Genomic DNA, 22,002 nt, shown 5'->3' on the forward strand with positions numbered 1-22,002 from the left:
GAGTTGATACGGTGGCTCAAAAAGAAAAAATGATCACAAGGGGACAACTCTTCCTTTTTATTATTCAAGCCCAAATCGGTGTTGGTATTCTGTCTCTTCCTAACAAACTTAACGAAACTGCCAAAGGTGGAGGTGGACTTTCTGTTTTAGTTGCAGGGGTTATTACCCAACTTGTCATCATTCTTCTGTGGGTCCTGCTGAAGAAATTCCCCGGACTTAACCTATTCGGTATTTGCATGAAACTTGCAGGCCCGATTATTGGCAGTCTATTGATTATTCTGTATATTGGTTACTTTATTCTGCTTGGCTCTAATATTATGCTTAGTGCCGTTGAGGTGCTCCGGAGATGGATGCTGCAAACTACGCCAAGATGGGCTGTACTAGCTCTTTTTTCTATCATGACTCTCTACCTCTCAAGAGAAAAGCTGACAGTATTGGCAAGATTTTATACGCTGGCATCCGTGCTTTTTATTCCACTATTTTTATTTATCATTTATGGATTAACTCAAGCCCATCTGGAAAATATGTTACCGCTATTGGAAAAAGGCTTCTGGAATATCGTAAAAGGAGCAAAGGAAACAACCATATCTATGTATGGTTTCGAATTAATGCTGATCATCTACCCGCTGTCTGAAGGTACAGATAAACAAAAATTGATAACAGTCAGTCTCTCTAACTTGTTTGTGACCCTATTCTATTTCTTTGTGGTCTCTACCTGTCTGATGTTCTTTAACTCCGAGCAAATCAAAATGATTCCCGAACCGGTCATTTATTTAATGAAATCTCTAAGCTTTTTCATTATAGACCGTGCAGATATCTTGTTTTTGCCGATCTGGGCCATAACCCTTGTATGTTCTATCGTAAGCTATTGCTATGCAGCGTCCATGGGGCTCAGTGCTTTACTGAGGCGAAAAAGCCATCGGAATTTTACTCCATTTGTGAAAATCACTACATTTATAATCGCGCTTGCGCCAGTAACTTCTGTTGGCATTCATCTACTGGATACAGCCTCTACATATGCTGCCTATTTCTTTATTGGTGGGCTCCCGCTGGTAATGTTAATCATTTCTCTAATGATAAAGAGAAAAGGAAGTGGCCTTGCATGAGATGGTACGTGAAATTAGGAAAGGTTATGCTATCGGTGCTGATTATTCTTTCCCCCCTCAGCCTCACCGGATGCTGGGACCGGGAATATTTGAAAGACTTACATCTAGCCTACAGTGCGGGGTTTGATGTAACTGAAAATGGAATGATAAAAGAAACTGTGGAATTAATCATTCCGCCTGATATTGAGCAAAAATCCACTACGAACGAAATTCATACGAGTTATGGACATAACCTGCGTAGTGCCAGCAATGAGATGCGTAATCGGGTGAGGGGAAACATAAGATTTCTTAAAAATGGTTTTCAATTACTTGGAAAGTCAGTGGCAAAGCAAGGCCTTTACTCTAATTTGGATGTGAACTTTAGGGATCCAACCAACCCGACATCCAACGTTAGGGTAATTATAGCCGAAGGAAATGCCTCCGACATTCTTGAACAAAAGATGGTTGGGGAATTAAAGATTGGCGATTTCATTACACAAAAGATTGAAAGTCTTGAGGAAATGAGTGTATTTCCAAAAGAAACGTTAGATACCGTGTTCCGGTTCCTGAAGGATCCTGGACAGGACTTTGCTCTTCCCTATATAGCTATAGAAGGCAATGAGATTATCACGAAAGGATTGGCCCTCTTTAATGATCAGTATTATAGTGGGATGACGAACCCGGATCAGTCAATCTTACTAGTCCTACTGATGGGGCAAAAGGGAAAAAATGCGCGATTTACAAAGAAAATTGATCTGGGCTATCCGGATAATATACAGGAGTACATTACCATTAATGTAGGTTTGAAAAAAGTGAAACGGAAATTCAAGGTATCGGTTTCTGCTGACGAAAGTGTTGAAGTCAATTTGGAATTAAAACTTCAAGCCGTCGTAGAAGAGTTTCCCGGAGAGCGTTTGCTAAAAGAAAAAGATCTTCAAAAAATAAATCAAGCATTTTCGGAAATTCTCACAAAGGAAGCTGAATCGGTTGTGGAAGAAGTCCAAAAGGCTAACTGTGATATCTTTGGTGTGGGGAGAAAGCTTATTGCTTATCATCACAATGTCTGGAAGGAGAAAAATTGGTCTAAGGATTATCGTAAAGTACGATTCCATCCTAAAGTAGAGATTAAAATTGTAGATACCGGCATTCTTGAGTAAAAGAGATGTTACCAACCTTCTAAGGTGAATAGCTGCTAAAAACGCACGGCTATGACCGGATTGGCTCCAGAAATAATCATCCCGGTCATCATCCCGGGCAGTTGTACAAGCCCCACCTTCATGCCGTCAATCGTTGGAATCCTTGGAGGACAATCATTCTGTCTTCTACTTTTATTTCTTCTGAAGGCGGCTCACTGGTGTGGGTTGCTACACATCGGATTTGGAAGAAGGATGGAAGTCACTGGAATTAACATTGCTACTATTACAAGCAGATAAAAGGAAAATAATAAAAAGTATTATTAGTACATAACCAATCGTTCTCATAAAGACTACCCTTAGCCGGTTGAATTACTTGACTCGAATACAAACTTTACTCTCTCAGTTTTACCCCACTTTTCTTTGATATCTTCATAGTAAACATCCGTATTATTATAGATTATGTCTTTGTAAGTCGTAATTAAATGAGGGTAATGATTGTCGATGAAACGTTCCAACCTTAGTGCTGGTCTAGTGTTTCGTTTTAATCTAACCTTATCCAAAAATATAGGAATGTCTTGATCTATTGCGTTAATCATTGAATCTATATCAGTAATACCAGGTAAAATCGGAGTAATAAATACCCATACAGTAATTCCCATTCGGTGTAACTGATTTGCTGTCTGTATATTACTCATAAGAGTATAATCATCGATTTCACTCAACTGTTGCAGGTTAGTTAATCCTAAAAGTAAAGTGAATTTGTTCCCCATGGGTTTTATTACATCAATATCTCTAAAGATGAGTTTTGATCCGGCTTTAGTTGTAACCATACATTTCAAGTTTAACTTACTTAATTCAAGTAAACATTTTCTTGTTAATTGGTATTTCCGTTCTATCTCCATATAGGGATCACACTTACTACCCAAGTACACAGTATCTTCTTTATTCCATTGAATAAGTTCTTTTTGCAAAACATCTGGAATATTAACTTTAACATTCAAGTCAGTATTCCAAGTCTCATCTTCTAATTGGAAACAATAAGGACATCCAATTGTACATCCATCATACGGGTCAATAATCGGTACTATCCCTCCATCCGGCGGATATTCATACGTCATTGCATTCTTAACAAATATTTCTTTGAGCATTTTCACCATCTCCATTCATCATCTTATAACAAGATGGTAAATTAATTCTCAAAAAAAATATAGACTTATAATTGCTGATTTGCTATGATGTTGAATAAGGTCTTGAAAAAAATGACATACGAATCCATGGGTCATATATGATCTATGGTTTTTTTGTGTTTTCGTTGATTTCAGCTATCGTACCTGCGTTTACGAACTCTCACAGGCTTAAAGGCGTTAACCCCGGGAGTCAATCCGTATGTATTATTTATTAGACCTCAAGGAAAGCGCATTAATGCCTCAATGGGGATTCTTTAGGCATATTTCTTTATCATGGCACTTAGAAACTCTCGAAAATCTTCAACATATGTTTGAGGCTCTATGATTTCTAATTCAGATCCAAAACTAGCCAAAAACCGGAATCCGATATGGTTTTGCGGCACATCTATTGTGGCTATTAAAAATTCAGAATTATAGGCTTCAATTCTTTTCTGCCCGTATCTTTCAATAAAGTGATCTTTTATGCTATGCGAGATCAATGCTTTAATTGTAATTAATTCCGGTTGATAATGTTGTTCGGCTTTTTGCTCAGTCAAAAAATCTCTAGGAACAAATGTTTTGATATCGATATTAAGATTATCCGTTCTGGACAATTTAAAAGTCCGATATTCCATTCGATTTAAACAAAACCCCTTCAAATACCAACTCATTTCACTAAAATGAAGCTGGTATGGCTCGATCATTCTATTCGTCTTCCCTCCACTTCGATCTATATAATCGAATGTAAGTAATCTTCCTTGCACTATTGCTTCTTGACAAGTCTTTAGTATTTGAAGAATTTCAGAACGACCGTTCCATTCATAAAATGACAGGTGAATTGAACCTTTCCAGGTTGCTGAGCCTATCATCGATTCAATTTTTTTAAGAGTTAGCTCAACTTCGTCACTAAATAGAATTTGTCCCAATCCGCCCAGTGCGGTTAGGATATTTTGTAAGTCTTTACTGCTTAGCAGTCGTTTGTCTAATTTGTATTCATCCATAATCCCGTATCCCCCCTTAACTCCATTTATAGAATAAATAGGTATGTTAGACAAACTGAGAGTTTCCATATCACGTAGAATCGTTCTTTTGGACACGTTAAATAATTGTGCAAATCCGGTTGCGGAAACAACATTCTTTTGCAGCAAGATCATTACTATAGATATTAGTCTTTCAATTTTATTCATATTGTCCCTCCCAGATAATCTTCTTAAGGTAAAAAAATTATCCCAAAGCTATAATAGGTGACAAAATAGCTGTCACCTATTATAGCTTATACTTCATGTATTACAAGAAGGAGGTTTTTTCATGTCAGTTATTGCATATTTGAACTTTGATGGGAATACAGAGCAGGTCATTGAGTTTTATTCAGAAGCTCTGAATTCAAGTAAAGTAAAAAAAGTGAAATTCAAGGATTTTCCACAAGATCCAAACTATCCTATGCCAGAAAATGAGTTGAACATGATTATGGAGTCATCGTTAGAATTCGCTGGTGGACAAATAATGATGTCGGATATTCTGCCTTCGATGAAGAAAGTAACAGGCGAGTTGGTTAAAGGCAACAATTTACTGATTAGTATCGTTATTGATGATAAACAGGCACTGGAAAATTACTTTTCCAATTTGTCTGTGGGAGGCTATATTATTATGCCGTTATCAGAAATGCCTTGGTCTTCCTGCTTCGGAATGTTGGTTGATAAATTTGGTGTTGTTTGGAAGTTTAATAGCGACGCTTATAAGTTCCTTGATCGTTTAGCCGTGTAGCCTTCGCTTGCCTGCAATCTGCTGAAAGAGCACAAAGTGGATGAAAAAAATAACCGGACCGGATAGGGATAATCCCCTACCCGGTCCGGTTTTCACTTCAGTTTCATATTGTTGTTGCTTTTCCAATTGAACTTCGTTTTCTTCCCACCATGCTTTCATGGCTTTTGGGTCAGTCCCATCCTCATTGTGCGTGTCACTTATAATCACCAACGCTACTTGACGTTTGCTTCCCAGTAGTCGCCGGCCAAGCCTTCTATAACACTTCCGCTGGCCCAAGGCATCAAACAGAACCAGGTACTTGCCGGAGAAACGTCGCTGTTGCTCTCCGTTTATAGAGCATGCTGTCCTTTGGGGCGTTAGCTTTTTATAAGTTCTGTAGGGTTCATACCGGTTATTTTCTTGAACAATGTGCTGAAGTAGGGAATGTTCTTATAGCCGACCCGTTCCGCCACCTCATACACCAGCATATTCCGCTCCATGAGTAACTCCCGCGCTTTCTCGATCCGCACCCGGGTCAGATAGTTATTGAAGGTTTCTCCAGTAATATTTTTAAAAATAATAGACAAGTGGTTCCGCGAAATGAATACCTTATCCGAAAGCTCGGCGAGTGTCAGCTCTTCCGCATAGTGCTCATGAATGTAACTGGTCATGAAATCGACAACCTGCCGATGCTTACTGCTTCCTTTCCATTGCCTGTTGCTGCAGATCCTGGTGATTTTGTCCATAAGCCAGCTTGCCAGCTGGTCCGGTACAATCAGGCTGCTGATCTCCTTGGCAATCTGGTCATTGGTGAACAGGTCATCCAGTACAAAGCCGGATTCATACAACGAATAGGTTATAATTCCCCATAGCTCGCTTCCAAGCATTTGTACGTATCCCTGTGATATCCCCTCTTGCTTTTTCATTTCCATTATATATTCCAGCACAAGCTGATGGGCTTCCGCTTCCTGAGATGCCTTCATTGCCGTAGCTAGTTTATACGAGAACTTGACCGGAAAAAGGGCGACACTTCCCGGTTCGCTGCTGCTGTTCTCCCGGTACAGATACACTTCATGTGCGGAAGCGACCCGTAATGCTCTTTGATCCATCGCGCGGAAAGCTTCCTCTGTCGAGTCGGAAAGCTTGGTCCATGTATCCTTCACTCCCCCGATTCCTATACGTGTAACCAGCTTGAGATAGCTGCCGATGCTGTCAATCAGCCGGATTCCCAGTTCTTCCAGCTTGTCTTCTAACTGTTCGAGCTGTCTTGCATCCGGATGAATAATCAGTAATGTTCTGGTACTGTGCAGCTCTGTGTATTCCAGATCCGGGAACAGCTTACGCGCTACTTCACAAGCAATATTGCTGACCGCAAACCGGAAAAGGTTCCAATCGGAGACGGATAGACATCTGGCTCGTTCATCACGGATCAGCTCGATTCCGACAGTGACATGCTTGCGCTCCTGCCAAAAAAGATATGACGGGGGGAGAGGAGTGCTGTCTCTGTATGCATGGCCCAGGGTACCGACAGCTGCGGAGCGAACCCACTCCAGTTCAACAAAAGGCTCATACATCGTCATTTTAAACTCAATCTCCCACTGCCTGATTCGCTTCTCTTCCTCTTCCTCAAGTTCTTGTACGACATTGCTTAGAATCGATTTTAACGTCGGCAGACTGATTGGCTTAGAGACATAGTCGGTCACATGAAACCTTAGAGCCTGTCTCGCATGCTCAAAATCTGAATAACCGCTCAGAATAATGATTTTACCTTGGAATCCTTCCGTTCTAAGCTGCTCCATCATATCCAGACCGCTCATCACGGGCATATAAAGATCAGTGATCACAATGTCCGGTAGGGTACGGCGGATTACCTCCAGTCCGTCCTCTCCGTTCATAGCTTCTCCAGCCCACTCAGCTCCCAGCTCATCCCAGGGAATCGCCCGTTTCATCCCCTTCAGGACTTGGCGCTCATCATCTATGATTGCGATTTTCCACATTACGCTTACCTCCTTAACTCCATAAGTACGAAAGCACGGCTGCTTCACTTACCAACGGAAGCGCTTACCAAAGTAATATGTGCGTTTGTATATTGACCATGGATCTATCTCTTAGGGATCAGTCCTTTTTGGTTAGAGAATCTGTCAGCAGCGGGAGCATTATTTCCACTCTTGTTCCACCTTCTTCACGTTCTCTTAATGTAATTCCATAACTCTCCCCGAAGTAACCGGAAATTCTCTCTCTCACATTACGTATACCGTAGCCTCCTGTATGACGGTTATGGGAACTGTTTTCAGGCTGCTTGAGTCCGGCACCATTATCCTCAATGACAATATGCAGAGCATCTCCCATTCTCTCCATTACGATAGATACATAGCCGCTTTTCTGTTTATTGAATCCATGAACGATAGAATTCTCCACGAACGGCTGTAGTGTAAGCTTCGGAATGTATAACTCCTGTAGCTCAGACGCTGCCTCAATCCTGTATTCAAGCCCTTCTCCCCAGCGCAGCTGCTGGATTTCCAGATAACACTCTATATGCAGCAGTTCATCTGCTATTGTGATAAAGCTGTTGCCGTTGGACAAGCCGATCCGAAACATACGTCCCATCAGCTCCAAAATACGGCTTAGTTCGTCTTGTCCGGCATCAATCGCCATCCAGTTGAGTTGATCCAGCATATTATATAGGAAGTGTGGATTGATATTAGCCTGAAGTGCCTCAATTTCGGCTTTCCGCTGCTGTTCATAACGGCGCTCCAGGGAGAGATACAGTTCTTCAATCCGTTCGTTCTGCTTCCGGTAACCGGAGAATAAATAACCGAATTCATTCTCATAATCCACCGGAAGTTCTACATTGTCGCCTCCTACGGAATACAGCCGCATCGCAGTTACGAGCTTTTTGATCGGCTTGGTAAATTGCTTGCTTAAAAAGTGGGTCAAGAGCAGTACCAGCAGCACTGCGGCAATACCAATTAAACCGATCCATTCTGCCAGCTTCAGGCTGCTTGCCGTGATCTGTTTCCAAGACGTAAATTCAATTAGTGTCCAGATGGAATTATCCATTCTGGAGTAGACGAGCAGTGTATCACGCGATCCATCTTTTGCCGGAATATGGACATACCCGGATTTGTTACTTTTCAGATCAATCCACTGGGACCAGTCGTTCTGGTCCAGCGCATCGCCTATTTTCATAATTTGCTGGCCTTCGCTACTAGCCATGATCCGGTTTGATCCGTCGGAATTTCCTTTTAATAGTTTGCGTATTTCGTCGGCTTTAATGTGGACCTTAAGGACTCCCAGATAGTCATTCTCGTAGACTATTTTTCTGAAAAAGCTAAGAACAGGGATATCGCCTTGCACACTGGGGTAATTATACTCCTTGGACCAGCAGAAATCGCTCTTCGCCAGACATTCGGCCCCTTCCTGCTTGTTAAGATCCGCAAGGTTCCGGAACTGAATGTAGTTTTGCCGCTCACTCAGGATAGGATTATCCATATACAGGTCAATTCCTTGAATCAGAGGAATGGCATAGGTCAAATTCGCGAGTGCGCTTTCTACACCCGCACGCCTGCGATACCTCTCAAATTCATCCTGCCTGTTCAGAAGAAAGTTGATCAGCTCGCTGTCACGGGAGCTGGACAGTGAAATTTGTTCGATCATGACCAACCTGGTCGTAATTTCATTATTCAACTCATCAAGCAGCTGTTGCTGGTAATGCGAGGTGGTCTGTACCAATGCCTTTGAAGAATTGCTGTAGCTTGTCCCTGCGGTAACACCAATTACTACTATAAGCACTATGGCAAAGCTATGAAAAAATAGACGGTCAATTCTATATTTTTTATAGGGATTGATCAAACGCTCTACCTTCCTTCAACTCCGGTTCAGACACAATAAACGGTAAAGCTGCGAAGGGTATTCGAAGCTTTACCGTTAACGGACTGAAGTTTTTTAAAAAGATAAGAATTTATATGTTTCACGCTATAAATTATCCTTCTATTTCTCGCTGAAACAGATACCGTCCTTTTGATGACGGAAAAGCTGTTTCCACTTGCATCTTATCCTTTTATTCCAGTTGTTGCAATCCCTTCAACAAAGTACTTCTGAAGGAACATGAAGACAATAGTTGCTGGAAGAATTGACACTAGTGACATGGCAAGCAGTTGACCCCACTCCGCCGCTGATTGCGAGTCATTGATCATACGCAGCGCGAGTCCAACAGTATACTTGTCCACGCTGTTGATGTACAGGAGATGACCCAGGAAATCGTCCCAATTCCACAGGAAGCAGAAAATTGTCACCGTAACAATCGCAGGAAAGGCGAGAGGCATAACAACCCTCCAAAAGATACCGAACCAGGAACACCCGTCAATTTTGGCCGATTCGTCAAGTTCTCTGGGAACACCGCGTATAAATTGAATCAGGAGGAAGACGAAGAAACTGCCGCCTGCCCCACCGGCAAGCAAATGGGGGACAATAAACGGGAGATACGTATTCACCCAGCCAAGCTGGTAGAACAATGCGTATTGAGGGATGATTAGCACTTGTCCAGGCATCATTAAGGTCAGCATCAGGATGGAGAACCAGAAATTCTTCAACGGAAAATCCAATCTCGCAAAACCGAAGGCAACGAGTGTGCAGGATAACAGTGTTGCGACGATTACGGCAAACTCAAGTCCGAAGGTATTGAGATAGAAATCTGTAAACGTATGTCCTGGAACCGAACTCCAGCCTTTTGTGAAGTTGCTCCATTGCGGGACAGCTGGAAAAATCGACGGCGAGCCAAGCTCTGTACTGTGTTTCAGTGATGCACCGATCCACCAGATAACCGGGTAAACCATAATGAAACTGAAGAGTATCATGAACAGATGGCGAAACGCAGGCTTCAATTTTAGTGTTGTCATTTGCGTTTTTTCCCTCCAGTGTCTGTTTCATAGAATACCCAATACTTCGAGGTGTAAGAAATCAGTACAGTGGCTGCAATAATTCCGACCAGCATAATCCAGGCAAGTGCTGAAGCATACCCCAGCTCGTAACGGCTGAATGCCCGTTCATACAAGTACATCGCATACACATAAGTGGAGTTCATCGGCCCGCCGTTCGTAATCACAAATGCGGAAGTGAACATTTGGAAGGCTCCAATAACTGCCATAATTAGGTTGAAATAAAGAATCGGTGAAAGCATCGGCAATGTGATTTTGAAGAATTGAGTTACTTTATTGGCCCCGTCCACAGAAGAAGCCTCGTACAGATCATTAGGAATTTGCTTCAGGCCGGCCAGGAAAATAACCATGGTGGAGCCGAATTGCCAGACCGTCAGCAGAATCAGCGTGGCAAGTGCCGTATCGGGACTTGTAATCCAGCCCTTCCCTTCAAAGCCGAACACGCCAATCAGTTTGTTAAAGACCCCGTCTACACCAAAAATGTTGCGCCAGAGCAGCGATACCCCGATACTTCCTCCGATAAGTGATGGAAAATAGATCGCCGTACGGTAGAAGCTGATTCCTTTTACCGCCTTGCTGAGTATCATAGCGACAAAGAGGGCCGCTATAAGCTTCAAAGGTACAGAAGCCAGCACATAAGTGAAGGTTACCTTAGCAGATTGGATGAATTTAGGATCCGCTGTAAAAATACGCTCATAATTGCGGGTCCCAACCCACTTCATAGGCTGCATTAAAGTGTAGTCGGTAAACGAATAGTACAGTGATAAAAATAACGGATATGCCGTAAGCGCTAGAAATCCGATCAGCCAGGGCGAAATAAATAAATAGCCTGCAAGCGGAGCGTTCCATCTGCTTCGAAAGTATGAGCTTTTTTTCGTCTTCGCAGCAGAGTGGGCTATAGTGGCTATGGAACGGTTCATCTGTGGTCACCTCTTGTGGTTAATTTTTATACTTTAAGTATATAATCCGCATATCATCCGCTAAAGGAGGGGAATGCTCGAATTCTTTCAAAATATAACGACAAGTGGAAACGGCTTCGCCGTCCTCAAAAGGACGGTATCCGTTTCAGCGAGAAATAGAAGGATAATTTATAGCGTGAAGCATATAAATTCTTATACTTTAAAAAAAGAAGCGGCATTCACCGCTTCCCGTTTACATGAATCATTAATAAATTGTTCTTCCCCATTGGTCAGCAATGCCGCTCTTCCGGAGGAAGTACGTATTGATTCTATCACGCCACTCCTTAGCATGCTCAGCCTGCTCCTCAAGACGGTTTGCTACATGCTGGTACGCAAGTTCATCCATATGTCCTTTGACTAGCTTCCAGGCGTCTAACAATCCAGCTGCCCGCTTCGCGCCTTCAAAATGTGTGTCGTAAATATGCTGAATCACAGTTTTGCCAGAATGAAGCACATGGGTATATGGGACATGGTGGAAGAAAAGCAGCAGTTCATCCGGGCAGCTCTCGAGCGACTCGTACAGTTCCATGTTAATAAGGGCATATTGGGAGGTATACCCGGTTCCTGTTGCAGTAGTACGGTCCACACCTATACCATAACTGTCTGCGAAGTGATAGGTGCCCCACATTGAATATTCATATCCATCCACATTAGGGCCGTAGTGATGGTCAGGATTGACCATAAACCCAACGCCTAGCGGGGCAGTATACGATTCATAAATCTCCCAGGAGTTCATTAGGATGTCTAGTATGGTCTGAAGCAGAAGCTCATTGTTGCCAAAGGTTAGCGTAATCCATTCCACAGCAATTTTCTCAGCAGACAGCTCCGGATTCCAGGCCAGACGGCCGTAACCGAACAGATTCGCCTGTGCCAGCAGATGTCCCGTCCAATTTCTGTCATTTCCAATATTCGAGACGGCTGCAAAGCCGCTGTAAGGATTGCCGTGAACATCTCCTTCCACAATGCGCTGGACAGTAGTTCCTTCTCCTTGGAGCTGCGTATCAAAGTTCATAATCTTCTTCCACTGGGGTATCAGGTAGCACACATGACGCTGCTGGCCGGTATACTCCTGGGCAATCTGAAATTCGATTACCTGATTCGTCTTCGGCATAGCACCTAGCAGCGGCGAGACTGGCTCTCTCACCTGAAAGTCAATCGGTCCATTCTTCACCTGCAAAATGACATTGTCCATGAAGCGTCCATCCAGCGGCTGGAAATGATCATAGGCTGCCCGCGCCCGATCCGTGGTACGGTCGCGCCAATCCTGCTTGCAGTTATATACAAAACATCGCCAGATTACAATTCCGCCATGCGGCTTCAACGCTTCAGCCAGCATATTGGCCCCGTCGGCGTGATCTCTTCCATAGGTGAACGGTCCCGGCCGGTTCTCCGAATCGGCCTTTACCAGGAATCCTCCAAAATCAGGTATTGCTGCATATATTTCCGACGCTGCCGCGCTCCACCATTCACGAACGTTGGAATCCAATGGATCTGCCGTTAAGAGACCGCCGAGCTCTATGGTACTAGCATAATTAATACTCAGAAACAGCTTGATGGCATAGCTGCGGAAAATAGCTGCCAGCTTCGCCACGTCCGGCAGGAATTCTGTTAGCAGCCTGCTCTCCACCCGGTGGACATTCACATTATTGATGGCGATCGCATTGATTCCGCTGGAGGCCAGCAGGCGGGCGTAATCCTGAATACGCTGAAGATTGCTTGTTACCCGGTTATCTTCATAAAAAATTGATTCCCCGGCATAGCCCCGTTCCACACTCCCGTCCATATTATCCCACTGGTTGATCATACGCAGCTGATTGACAGGGTTCTCTAAAATATTCAAATTCTGCACAGAGCCCCCTGTACCCATGATTCGCAGCAGATGGAACACTCCATATAATACACCTGCGGGAGTAGCTGCTCCGATGGCGATATTACCGGTAATGCTGTCCGTTTGAAGCGCATAACCCTCTGCCTTAACAGCACCGCTTACACCGGTGCTGAATGATTCATCTATCGCTAAGCCAGTTCCGAATGTTCCTATAATGATACTGGGAGTTATCTCTGTTTTTTCGGAGATGGATACTTTTCTCCCTGTGAATCTTTCCATGCCTTGAGTCAGCTCGTCCACTGCAGAACGAATAACAACATCATCCTGCTCAGTCACAACAAGATGATTGTATGCCGCATATTGATCAACATTTGCTCCCGTTGTGATCCGGCGGTACTGCAGCCAGGCCAGATACCCGTCTCCTGGTTGATACAACACAGAATTACCCATGTACACTCCCCCCTATTCCTCAAACTCCACTTGATCTTTTTTGTCCCTGCGCCAGCATGGCCGGAATATTCGGTACAGCCTCTACACAGAAATAAATTCAAGGCCCGGAACAAGGCTGTTCCGGGCCTTGAATTATTTTTCGTAAGATTGCGCCGCTTCTTTCAACTGCTCAAAGGCTTTCTCTGGTGTAACTTTTCCAAAACTGAGCTGATCCCGGACAAGTACCCAATCTTTGTCAATAAAGTTCGTCCAGCCTCCCGCTCCGGCCGACCAGGTCTGTCCATCCGTTTCAGTAGCACGGAGGAGTTCTAAGCCAACCTTATCCAAATCACTCATGCTAGCTTCCAGGGAAGTGGAAATTTCCTTGTTAGCCGGCAGGCCGCGGAAGGTTTGCAGAATCTTACCTGCCTCCTGATCATTCACAAACCAATTGATGAATTTTTTAGCTTCTTCAGCATGCTTGGAGTTTTTGGAGACGGACAGGTACATGGATGGTTTCAACCATCCGCCTGCTTGTTCTGAACGCGGCATGGTTACAAGTGCGTAAGCGCCTGGTTTAATACTGTCCCAAGTGCCCAGATTATTAGAGAAGCTATACCGGAACAAAACTTTGCCAGCTGCCATCAAGTCCATTTGCGGATCATTTTCCTTGTCGGATGCGTTTACGTCTGCCGGAGGAACCAATCCTTCCTTACGCAGCTCTTCAAACTTCTTGGTCCATTCCAAGTAGGCAGCTTGATCTACGTTAAAGCGACCATCATCAGTGATGACCTGGCCTTTACCCTTGGCGTATTGGTAGGCCGAATACATGAAGTAGTTGCCTGCATAGTCCAAGGTAAAATATTGCCCGCTTGGCAGCTTGGATTTGGATTCCTTGGCCAAGGCGAAGAAATCATCCCAAGTCCAACCATTGGCCGGATTCGCAATCCCAAGCTTATCCATAGCAGCCTTGTCATACACCATACCGAACGCTACCGAACCCAGGGGAACAGCATATTGCTTCCCGTCAAGTTGGCCTCCGGCCAGTAATTTCTCATCAAATTTACTTACATCAACCTCAGGAGCCAGCTCAGCCAATTGGTTACGTGACATCCAGTCCGGCATCCAGCCCGGATCAAGCTGAATGATATCTGGTGCGTTACTAGCCGCAGCTTGAGTCGATAATTTGTCCAAATATCCATCCATACCGGAATACTCCGGCTCAAACGTAACATTGGGGTTGTTCTTTGTGTACAAGTCCAGCGCAGCCAAGGTCGCCTCATGTCGCGGCTGGGATCCCCACCACATAATTCGTAGCTTAACAGGTTCATTGCTGGGTGCACCCTTTTCGGCAGTATTTGTGCTAGCAGGCTCTGCAGAAGTTTCTGCATTGTTTTTTGCCCCGCCGCCTCCGCATGCCGCCATCGTTCCCAGCAAGGCTGTCATGGCCAAGACTGTAAGAGAACGCTTCCATTTCAACATCTATAACCCTCCTAATTTAATCTGTATTATCTTGCTACACCGTTATAGTAACAATTATGAATGGAAGTTCATATGAGGGTGATGCACGATTTATTTTAAAATCTCACGGAAATACCACATCTAAGTTCCTCTATAATAAAATGCAAAAATCGGGATGGAATTTCTCCGTCCCGATTTATATAATACAAGATTAGATCACCGTAATCACAAGTATACAAAGGGTTGCGCGTTTGAGAATTCACTGAATAGATTGCAGCTGGATTATTTGGAAAATTGGAGGAATTATCATGTCGGAGGACATCCCGTACCTAGCTCACTAGTTACAAAGGAAATTCTTTATACCCTTCTGAAGAAGCCTTACGGTGTTATGCCTAGGTCAAATAGTAATGGAAGGCAGAAATACCTATCGAATCAGAAAAATAAATGAACACATGACTACAATGTTCTTCATTTTTCACCACTTCATAAGCTCTTTGATCTGAGCAGTCAGTTTATTCGCCGCTTTACTATGAGTAGCTTGAGACGGATGAAAGTCGGCGGCGTACCCGTCAGCTGCCAGCTGCTCATCAAACTTCATTGCGCTAATATTGCTGTCGCCTGTTTCCCGGCTATACCCGCTAACCGCTTGTTCGACATAAGGATACAGTCTATCCCCCATAATCCCCAGCGTACACAGAATTGAGGCATGAGGATTGTTGCGTCTGACCATTTTTAGAAATTTAATATATTTCCGGGCATATTCTGCTTGCTTACTAGCTTCCTCTTTGGTATAGGAATCATCGTTCGTTCCGAGGTTAACGACAATCAGATCAGGTGTAAACTTATTGAAATCCCAGTATACGTCTTGGGGCAGGAGTGTACCCTCAAATTCCCCCTCAGACTTGCCCACTTTTTCATAGTAATCCGGGATAAGATGAGTGGTAAGCTTTTGATCGTTTTCTGTGTAGCCTGTGATGATACCGTATCCGCTGTATGAAACCATGCTGTAGTCAGCCTGAAGCTGCTGAGCAGTCAGGTAGGCATAGGTTTTTGTGACATCTTCAGTAGCCGTGGAAAAAGAATGCAGCTCATATTCATCATCAACGCCATAGCCACAGGTAATGGAATCGCCGATGAATTCAATTGTATGTAATTTTGGCAGGGTTGGCTTAATGCCATCCGCAGCATCGACCGCGATCTCTTGAATTCCAACTGTTGACATCGCAGCCTCTGATAGTTTAATAACCGTTACCGTTATATCCTGCACAGTATCGCTTTCAAATACAGTATACGTTTTAATCGGTGTGTCCAGTTGATCGTCAATTACCCGTTTCCCGTTTACGCTGATGCCAATTCGAGCCAAGTTATTACCGGTTGAGGCGACAGCATCACCTTTTAAAGTAATCTCCGCTTTTCTGCCATAGAATGAAAATTCCACCCCGCCGCCTGAGAGAGCCAGCCACAGTACTTCGTTATAGTAGTGGGTCCGCCCGATGATCTTCACATGAGGCTCTGTTGCTTTAAACACTTGAGTTGTTAATGACATAACGTACCTTCCTTCTCAGCTTGTATATCAATAACAGTAACAAAGGTACTTTCTATTTTCAATAAGTCGCCCTAATTTAGATGGAGAGTAATCGCAGGAGAAAGGATATTTATTTCTTCCATTGACAAGCTAATGTTAGTTCAACGGATTAATACACAACTAAAATCCAAACTCTGTTACTCTTTCAAGCCATTCACGCATAAGCGACTCAAATAATAGAGCCTGTTCAATCTGAAGATTATGGCCTGCTCGGTCTAGAACGGCAAAGGTTGCTCTAGGATAATTAGCTAAAATTCTAAAAGCATCTATGTAACCAACGACTGCATCTTGCCGCCCAAGAGTAAATACTGTTGGTTTATCGAAAACTAATTCATCGATATTGGTGGAAAATCCATAGTTTCTTTGAATCTTGCTAAGAAAATCGTAGTCAGCGATTTTACAACCTGCCACTACCTCTTCAGAATACCTTTTCCAATTATATTCATTGAGAACGACTTGATTTGCGCTAAAATCACTTATTTGTTCTTCACTTAAAGTGTCCATAAACTCGCGATCAGAATGAACAACTAAATGCTCGGGAAGTATTCTTCTCTTGTGTTCAGGAATTATTAATGGACAAATCAGTGCAGCACCACCAATACGATCTTTATGTCTATTAATTATTCCTCTTGTAATATATCCACCGTATGATTCGCCTGCTATGAGATAATCTTGATTTGGGATCAGAGTTTCGATAAAATTTATAACTGCTTCCAGCATATCATCTGAATTACATATTTGATCGTAATCCTTTGTTTGTCCCATTCCAGGCAGGTCAAGATAGATACGACGCCAATCGGAATTATCTTGAAATATCGGTTCCATGCACCCACTCATTAAACGATGGTCTGGTGTAAAACCATGGATCATTATAATCGGTTTGCCTTTACCAATTTCCTCGTAATAGATATGGGCATTCTTGACTTTACAATATGGCATACAGACTCCTCCAAAATTGAGTTATTTATAATATTCTTACACTAAAGAAGAATCTACATTGCTTTATCGAGCAAACCAGATATCCTCATCTACTATCTTAAATACCATTATGGGATTCCCTCACATCATTGTTGCTTTCTCTATCGCCTGAGGGGTAGCAAACGACCGATAATCTCCATCTCGCCGCCAATTTCGGATTGGATGTGTTCAAGCTGTTCCTCTGCTGCTGAAAAAATCACCGCTGTAGACGGACCTCCTGAGGCATTCAGCTTTTCTGTGATCCCTGGAACTGCCTGAAAAACGCAGCCGTTCAGCTCAGCCAGAAGTCTAGCTTCATACCCGGCCCCCTTAGAGCCGACCGGATGAATCTCATGCACCTCAGGCGAGGCTACTAGTGACTGCAGCTGCCGGATACTGCATACTCTTGCCTCTTGTTCCAATACTGCGCTCCCGATCAGCGGTTCCCCCAACATGACCACGCAGTCTTCGGCAACCGACCGCATCAGCTTCAGCCGTTCCTCATCGGTTTCCCCGATTACGGTAATCCCTAAGCCGGTCTGGCATGATTTGAAATTTTCTTCCGTGCTGCCGTTCAAATGAGCCTCCGTGAGTCCAGCTTCGTCCAGCAGCCTTTGTACCCCGCGGATAATTTCGCTCCCTGTCGGATACTTTTCCACAGCTAGGGTATCCACTACGGTAAGTATGTCCGCGCCCACGGACAGAACTTCCATAACCGCAACTCTGGCTGTATAATAGCCGACTATATCCGGCGGAGTCTGCACAGCATCCATTGGCTTGTTCCCGATACTTGCGCTGGAATCACAGCCTATGACCAATAAGGGGCTTCCCGCTCTTCGTACTAAAGTTAAATCGCGAATTTTTTGTATTGATGGTTTCATTTAGTGCAATCCTCCTGACAACTTTGTAAGCATGGAAGTGCGGATTTTTCAACCCTGCTATATTTGTGATTATGAAAATGTTCGATATTATGGCCAAAGAAACCTTTAATGGCCTTTGAGTTGAACAGTTCATTCTAATCTATCCCTGTATGTGATGCTGGACTTTAGTCGAGGTCCGCTACCTACCGCGGTCTGTTCCGAATCACGGAGATATTCGTTACAATATGGCTATGTCTTTTGGAGGAGCGATTGATCATGAATTACGAACATAAAGTACAAAGGGAAGTTGCCAACTGGGAACAAAAAATGTTCAAACCGCCGGGATGGCTGGAAAAAACATCGAAAACAATCGGCAATCGAATAAATCATTTAATTCCCCCGAAGGTGCATAACATCATTACGACCACTATACGATCAATCGTGCGCACGGCATTGTTCGGTGCGGAATATACGCCTCGCCGTCCGGTGCAGAGCACTCCGGGTCTGGAGTCTGCCGATAAGGAAGCGAAAGAGTTGTTTGCCTTATACCAAAAAATAGCGGTTGCCGAAGGCGCTGGAACGGGAGCTGGCGGCATTATGCTTAGTATGGTAGACTTTCCAGCGTTAATTGCGATCAAAATGAAATTTTTGTTCGAGCTAGCTCATGTTTACGGTTATGACACCAATCACTTCTCCGAGCGGGTATTCATTCTCAAGGTATTTCAAATGACGTTTTCGGGACCGGAAAACCGTGCCAGGTTGCTCTATTCCATCACGCATTGGCATATTGAAAAGGAACAGTGGGTCTCCGACGACGAATACTCCCGGAATATGGACTGGGAGACATTTCAGATTGAGTATCGTGACGCCATTGACTTCCGGAAAATGCTGCAGATGGTGCCTGGGATCGGTGCTGTCGCAGGCGCATGGGCGAATTACACCATTCTTGAGGAGCTGCGTGAATTCGCCATGAACGCTTACCGCCTGCGCAGATTGCACGATGATTTCAACTTGCGAACGACAGGATACCCGCCCTTCTATCTATGACAGGTTGCAGCTAAGGCCATATATGACGTATTCAGCCATTACAATATTTCGATATACCCTTCTGTTCCATGCACGCGAATTACTTGCCCATCTTTTATCAGTTTGGTAGCCTTATCCACTCCGACAACTGCAGGTAAGCCATATTCTCGTGCAATAACTGCTCCATGGGTCATCAGTCCACCTACTTCGGTGACTAGGCCTTTTATGGATACAAACAATGGTGTCCAGCTAGGGTCAGTAAATGCGGTGACTAATATATCTCCATCTTCCAGATCAGCATCTTCCATGGTTAAGATGACACGTGCCCGCCCCTCTATAACTCCGGAGGAAACAGCTAGACCTACAATAGCTTCGTCTGGCAGATTTTCTCGTTTGTACTCACCCGAAATGATTTCACCGTCCGACGTGATCACACGTGGTGGAGTTAGTTTTTCATACAATTTGTATTCGTCTTTTCGTTTGCTGATGATCTGGTAATCTAGTTTGTTTGTGCGTACGACTTCGCGAAGTTCTTCAAAAGTGAGGTGGAATATATCTTCCTTTCCATGAATGACGCCCGCTTGTACGAGTTGTCCCGCTTCTTTCAATAAAGCCTGCTTATAAACAAAGTAGCGGTTAACCATGCCGTATTTTGGATATTCCCGGTAACCGCTGAAATTACGGATCAGGTCGATCATTCGTTTGGTTTCATTGGCTTTTTGTTCACCATCCGGTAATTGCTTCAAACGCTCTAATAACTTTTGTTCTTTAGCCATAGCTTCCTGCTGCCCTTGCACAAATTTCCGACTGCTAGCATTTGGCTCAAAGTTTTTGATATTACTGAGAATCATAGGAATAAGTGTAGCTGGTTTTTCACTCCAACGGGTTTTCGTAAGATCAATTTCTCCGCTGCATCGCATTCCGAATTTGGCCAGATATGCATAGATAGCGTCTTGGGTTTCCTGTCCACCATCAAGCTTAGCCAGTTCATCCAAAAAGTTATCGTCTGTTATATGTTGTAAATAATCAATGACTTCCGGATAAGGACGAATCACATCTGCTACACCCAGTAGCGCCAGGCCCATTTCCGAAGTGATATTGTTCTGTACAGATTGGGAAAGCGTATCTGCTGCGTTTTTTTCACCTAACCACTCGTTCATTTTGTCATTGACCCAGGATGAAGCATCCATAGCAGCCATAATGATATCCAAGCTTTGCGGATTGAAAAGATTCTTCTTTAATTGCGGAATATCTTCCAGAATAAAATCAAATAAATCCGATCCTGATTTCGTTTGGATGTTTTGTTGTAACTCTTCTATTGAAGCTTCACTACTCTTAATCAAATCACGAACAATAGCCGGGTCGATTTCAGTTTGTAGTTGAGATCCCGCAGAAGGCATGCCTTTGTTGCTCCCACTTGGCCCCGGTGCTTTTTCACCATCTGTTGATGATTTGATAAAATCCCCCCGCTTTACGAGGGTCATCAGTGCGTCCTTTATGAGCGGATCGGATTTCCCCAAGGCATCTATTACCACTTTTCCGCTGACTGGCGAAGCCAAATGTGGTGTGACATCCACAAACAGCCTTCCGCCAGCTATACGCATAGGTGCAGGAGTCGTTAACAGGTAAAAAGACAAGCCCAATGGTTTCATAGGATCAGTCATCATTTGTTGATGGCCGACAGATACGTAAACGTGATTATCTTGATCATTTGCTTCAGGAATCGGGAATAAAGTAGTGATTGGCCGGCTCTGGACGATATAAAAGGTATCATGGTCCAGACACCATTCGATATCTTGTGGACAGCCAAAATAAGCTTCGATTTGTCTTCCGATCCGTGCCAGCTGTAAAATTTGATGTTCAGTAAGTGTTTGAGCCTTTTGCTGATCGGGATCGAGCTGCCGGGTTTCAGTGCCGCCTTCTGGTAGTCCATAGATAGCCAATTGTTTGGTTGATATTATCTTAACGGCGATTTCCTCTTCCTGTACTTTATAACAATCGGGAGATACCAGACCAGAAACCAGTGCTTCTCCGAGTCCGAAACTGGCATCGATAGATAACAGCTTCCTGTTGTTGCTAATTGGATCAGTGGTGAACAATATCCCTGAAGCTTGCGGGGAAATCATCCTTTGAACGATCACGGATAAATAAACTTGACTGTGATCAAATCCATTCCGCATACGGTAGATTACCGCGCGTTCCGTAAATAGCGAAGCCCAACATTTGCTGATATGCTGCAGGATGGCTTTTTTGCCGATGATATTTAAATAGGTGTCTTGTTGACCCGCAAAAGAGGCATGCGGTAAATCTTCGGCAGTCGCGCTAGAACGCACTGCATAGCCAAGCTCATCACCAAGCTGGGAGAGATAGTGAGTTACTGCTTTCACAACATCGGAAGGGATTTCTGCTTCCATAATGAGTTGTCGAATCTTCCGGCTGATTTCACTAATTTGATCCCGATCTTCTACTTTTAGCAAGGTTAACTGATTGAGCAAAGCAGAATACGTTTCGTTTTGTGCGATGGTTTTTTGATATCCCGCTGTTGTTACACAAAATCCTTCGGGTACATTTATTCCTGCTATTTTTGATAATCCCCCTAAATGGAGCCCTTTTCCGCCAACGAGCAAAAGCTGCGTATTGTCCACTTCCTGAAATCCGAGAACCAAAGAACTCATTTAACATCTCTCCTAATCATTAAATTGAGAAAAAAACAATTGACAAGAGTTCAGCGGCATGGTACATTTAAAATGTAAGATGTTATATTTATGTCTATACATGTTAAAAAAAGACGCAGACTGATTATATCATCGAGTCTGTTTATATGCAATAT

At 43.7% G+C, this 22,002-nt stretch carries 16 protein-coding genes and 1 pseudogene; 4 read left to right on the top strand and 13 right to left on the bottom strand.

Annotation, left to right across the window (positions count from 1 at the left end; all coding sequences use genetic code 11):
• Nucleotides 1–11 precede the first annotated feature (11 nt).
• Together AC3WT9_RS04220 and AC3WT9_RS04225 are read left to right on the top strand one after the other, a co-directional pair.
• Nucleotides 12–1,106, top strand: a complete 1,095-nt coding sequence (locus AC3WT9_RS04220; protein ID WP_341378713.1) for a GerAB/ArcD/ProY family transporter — start codon at nt 12–14, stop codon at nt 1,104–1,106.
• A complete protein-coding gene (locus AC3WT9_RS04225) occupies nt 1,103–2,242 on the top strand; it encodes a Ger(x)C family spore germination protein (protein ID WP_341093350.1) in 1,140 nt (379 codons plus the stop codon). The genes AC3WT9_RS04220 and AC3WT9_RS04225 overlap by 4 nt, the downstream gene beginning before the upstream one ends.
• Before the next feature lie 38 nt (nt 2,243–2,280).
• Here the strand turns inward: AC3WT9_RS04225 and AC3WT9_RS04230 are convergent.
• The 3 genes and pseudogenes from AC3WT9_RS04230 to AC3WT9_RS04240 all read right to left on the bottom strand — a co-directional run.
• Nucleotides 2,281–2,382, bottom strand: a pseudogene (locus AC3WT9_RS04230) (ABC transporter permease); the annotation flags it as partial.
• Between the two features lie 195 nt (nt 2,383–2,577).
• Complete coding sequence (locus AC3WT9_RS04235; protein ID WP_342479851.1) at nt 2,578–3,369, bottom strand: SPL family radical SAM protein; 792 nt, start codon at nt 3,367–3,369, stop codon at nt 2,578–2,580.
• Between the two features lie 293 nt (nt 3,370–3,662).
• Nucleotides 3,663–4,574: a helix-turn-helix transcriptional regulator gene (locus tag AC3WT9_RS04240; RefSeq protein WP_341378711.1), complete on the bottom strand. Its 912-nt coding sequence runs from the start codon at nt 4,572–4,574 to the stop codon at nt 3,663–3,665.
• A 121-nt stretch (nt 4,575–4,695) separates the two neighbouring features.
• Between AC3WT9_RS04240 and AC3WT9_RS04245 the strand changes: the two genes are divergently transcribed.
• Entirely contained in the window at nt 4,696–5,151 is a 456-nt protein-coding gene (locus tag AC3WT9_RS04245; RefSeq protein ID WP_341093346.1) for a VOC family protein, read from the top strand.
• 356 nt (nt 5,152–5,507) lie between these two features.
• Here the strand turns inward: AC3WT9_RS04245 and AC3WT9_RS04250 are convergent, their stop codons facing one another.
• From AC3WT9_RS04250 to AC3WT9_RS04290, 9 genes are all read right to left on the bottom strand, one after another.
• Complete coding sequence (locus tag AC3WT9_RS04250) at nt 5,508–7,127, bottom strand: response regulator transcription factor (protein WP_342479850.1); 1,620 nt, start codon at nt 7,125–7,127, stop codon at nt 5,508–5,510.
• Nucleotides 7,128–7,245: 118 nt separating this feature from the next.
• Nucleotides 7,246–8,982: a sensor histidine kinase gene (locus AC3WT9_RS04255; RefSeq protein ID WP_341378708.1), complete on the bottom strand. Its 1,737-nt coding sequence runs from the start codon at nt 8,980–8,982 to the stop codon at nt 7,246–7,248.
• A gap of 200 nt (nt 8,983–9,182) precedes the next feature.
• Complete coding sequence (locus AC3WT9_RS04260) at nt 9,183–10,028, bottom strand: carbohydrate ABC transporter permease (RefSeq protein WP_341093342.1); 846 nt, start codon at nt 10,026–10,028, stop codon at nt 9,183–9,185.
• Nucleotides 10,025–10,987, bottom strand: coding sequence for a carbohydrate ABC transporter permease (locus tag AC3WT9_RS04265; protein ID WP_341093341.1), 963 nt, complete (start codon nt 10,985–10,987; stop codon nt 10,025–10,027). The genes AC3WT9_RS04260 and AC3WT9_RS04265 overlap by 4 nt, the downstream gene beginning before the upstream one ends.
• Before the next feature lie 244 nt (nt 10,988–11,231).
• On the bottom strand, nt 11,232–13,304 hold the full coding sequence (locus tag AC3WT9_RS04270) for an alpha-glucuronidase family glycosyl hydrolase (protein ID WP_492407348.1): 2,073 nt from the start codon (nt 13,302–13,304) through the stop codon (nt 11,232–11,234).
• Between the two features lie 132 nt (nt 13,305–13,436).
• On the bottom strand, nt 13,437–14,765 hold the full coding sequence (locus tag AC3WT9_RS04275) for an ABC transporter substrate-binding protein (RefSeq protein ID WP_341093339.1): 1,329 nt from the start codon (nt 14,763–14,765) through the stop codon (nt 13,437–13,439).
• Between the two features lie 454 nt (nt 14,766–15,219).
• Complete coding sequence (locus AC3WT9_RS04280) at nt 15,220–16,290, bottom strand: SGNH/GDSL hydrolase family protein (RefSeq protein WP_341093338.1); 1,071 nt, start codon at nt 16,288–16,290, stop codon at nt 15,220–15,222.
• Nucleotides 16,291–16,449: 159 nt separating this feature from the next.
• Nucleotides 16,450–17,268, bottom strand: coding sequence for an alpha/beta fold hydrolase (locus tag AC3WT9_RS04285; protein ID WP_341093337.1), 819 nt, complete (start codon nt 17,266–17,268; stop codon nt 16,450–16,452).
• A 140-nt stretch (nt 17,269–17,408) separates the two neighbouring features.
• Nucleotides 17,409–18,167, bottom strand: coding sequence for an AIR synthase related protein (locus tag AC3WT9_RS04290; protein WP_341378707.1), 759 nt, complete (start codon nt 18,165–18,167; stop codon nt 17,409–17,411).
• 255 nt (nt 18,168–18,422) lie between these two features.
• Between AC3WT9_RS04290 and AC3WT9_RS04295 the strand changes: the two genes are divergently transcribed.
• Nucleotides 18,423–19,193 carry an EcsC family protein gene (locus AC3WT9_RS04295; protein WP_341378706.1) on the top strand — a complete coding sequence of 257 codons (771 nt, stop codon included), beginning with the start codon at nt 18,423–18,425 and terminating at the stop codon, nt 19,191–19,193.
• Nucleotides 19,194–19,231: 38 nt separating this feature from the next.
• Here the strand turns inward: AC3WT9_RS04295 and ppsA are convergent, their stop codons facing one another.
• Complete coding sequence (gene ppsA, locus AC3WT9_RS04300; RefSeq protein WP_341378704.1) at nt 19,232–21,847, bottom strand: phosphoenolpyruvate synthase; 2,616 nt, start codon at nt 21,845–21,847, stop codon at nt 19,232–19,234.
• Nucleotides 21,848–22,002 lie beyond the last annotated feature (155 nt).

The sequence above is a fragment of the Paenibacillus sp. EB106-06-01-XG199 genome (genome assembly GCF_058791575.1).

Excerpts from the sequence above, each read along its gene's own strand:
- AC3WT9_RS04245 (WP_341093346.1), top strand. The coding sequence starts at position 4,696 with ATGTCAGTTATTGCATATTTGAACTTTGATGGGAATACAGAGCAGGTC.
- ppsA (WP_341378704.1), bottom strand. The coding sequence starts at position 21,847 with ATGAGTTCTTTGGTTCTCGGATTTCAGGAAGTGGACAATACGCAGCTT.
- AC3WT9_RS04275 (WP_341093339.1), bottom strand. The coding sequence starts at position 14,765 with ATGTTGAAATGGAAGCGTTCTCTTACAGTCTTGGCCATGACAGCCTTG.
- AC3WT9_RS04265 (WP_341093341.1), bottom strand. The coding sequence starts at position 10,987 with ATGAACCGTTCCATAGCCACTATAGCCCACTCTGCTGCGAAGACGAAA.
- AC3WT9_RS04280 (WP_341093338.1), bottom strand. The coding sequence starts at position 16,290 with ATGTCATTAACAACTCAAGTGTTTAAAGCAACAGAGCCTCATGTGAAG.
- AC3WT9_RS04290 (WP_341378707.1), bottom strand. The coding sequence starts at position 18,167 with ATGAAACCATCAATACAAAAAATTCGCGATTTAACTTTAGTACGAAGA.
- AC3WT9_RS04235 (WP_342479851.1), bottom strand. The coding sequence starts at position 3,369 with ATGCTCAAAGAAATATTTGTTAAGAATGCAATGACGTATGAATATCCG.
- AC3WT9_RS04270 (WP_492407348.1), bottom strand. The coding sequence starts at position 13,304 with ATGGGTAATTCTGTGTTGTATCAACCAGGAGACGGGTATCTGGCCTGG.
- AC3WT9_RS04240 (WP_341378711.1), bottom strand. The coding sequence starts at position 4,574 with ATGAATAAAATTGAAAGACTAATATCTATAGTAATGATCTTGCTGCAA.
- AC3WT9_RS04260 (WP_341093342.1), bottom strand. The coding sequence starts at position 10,028 with ATGACAACACTAAAATTGAAGCCTGCGTTTCGCCATCTGTTCATGATA.
- AC3WT9_RS04250 (WP_342479850.1), bottom strand. The coding sequence starts at position 7,127 with ATGTGGAAAATCGCAATCATAGATGATGAGCGCCAAGTCCTGAAGGGG.
- AC3WT9_RS04225 (WP_341093350.1), top strand. The coding sequence starts at position 1,103 with ATGAGATGGTACGTGAAATTAGGAAAGGTTATGCTATCGGTGCTGATT.
- AC3WT9_RS04295 (WP_341378706.1), top strand. The coding sequence starts at position 18,423 with ATGAATTACGAACATAAAGTACAAAGGGAAGTTGCCAACTGGGAACAA.
- AC3WT9_RS04285 (WP_341093337.1), bottom strand. The coding sequence starts at position 17,268 with ATGCCATATTGTAAAGTCAAGAATGCCCATATCTATTACGAGGAAATT.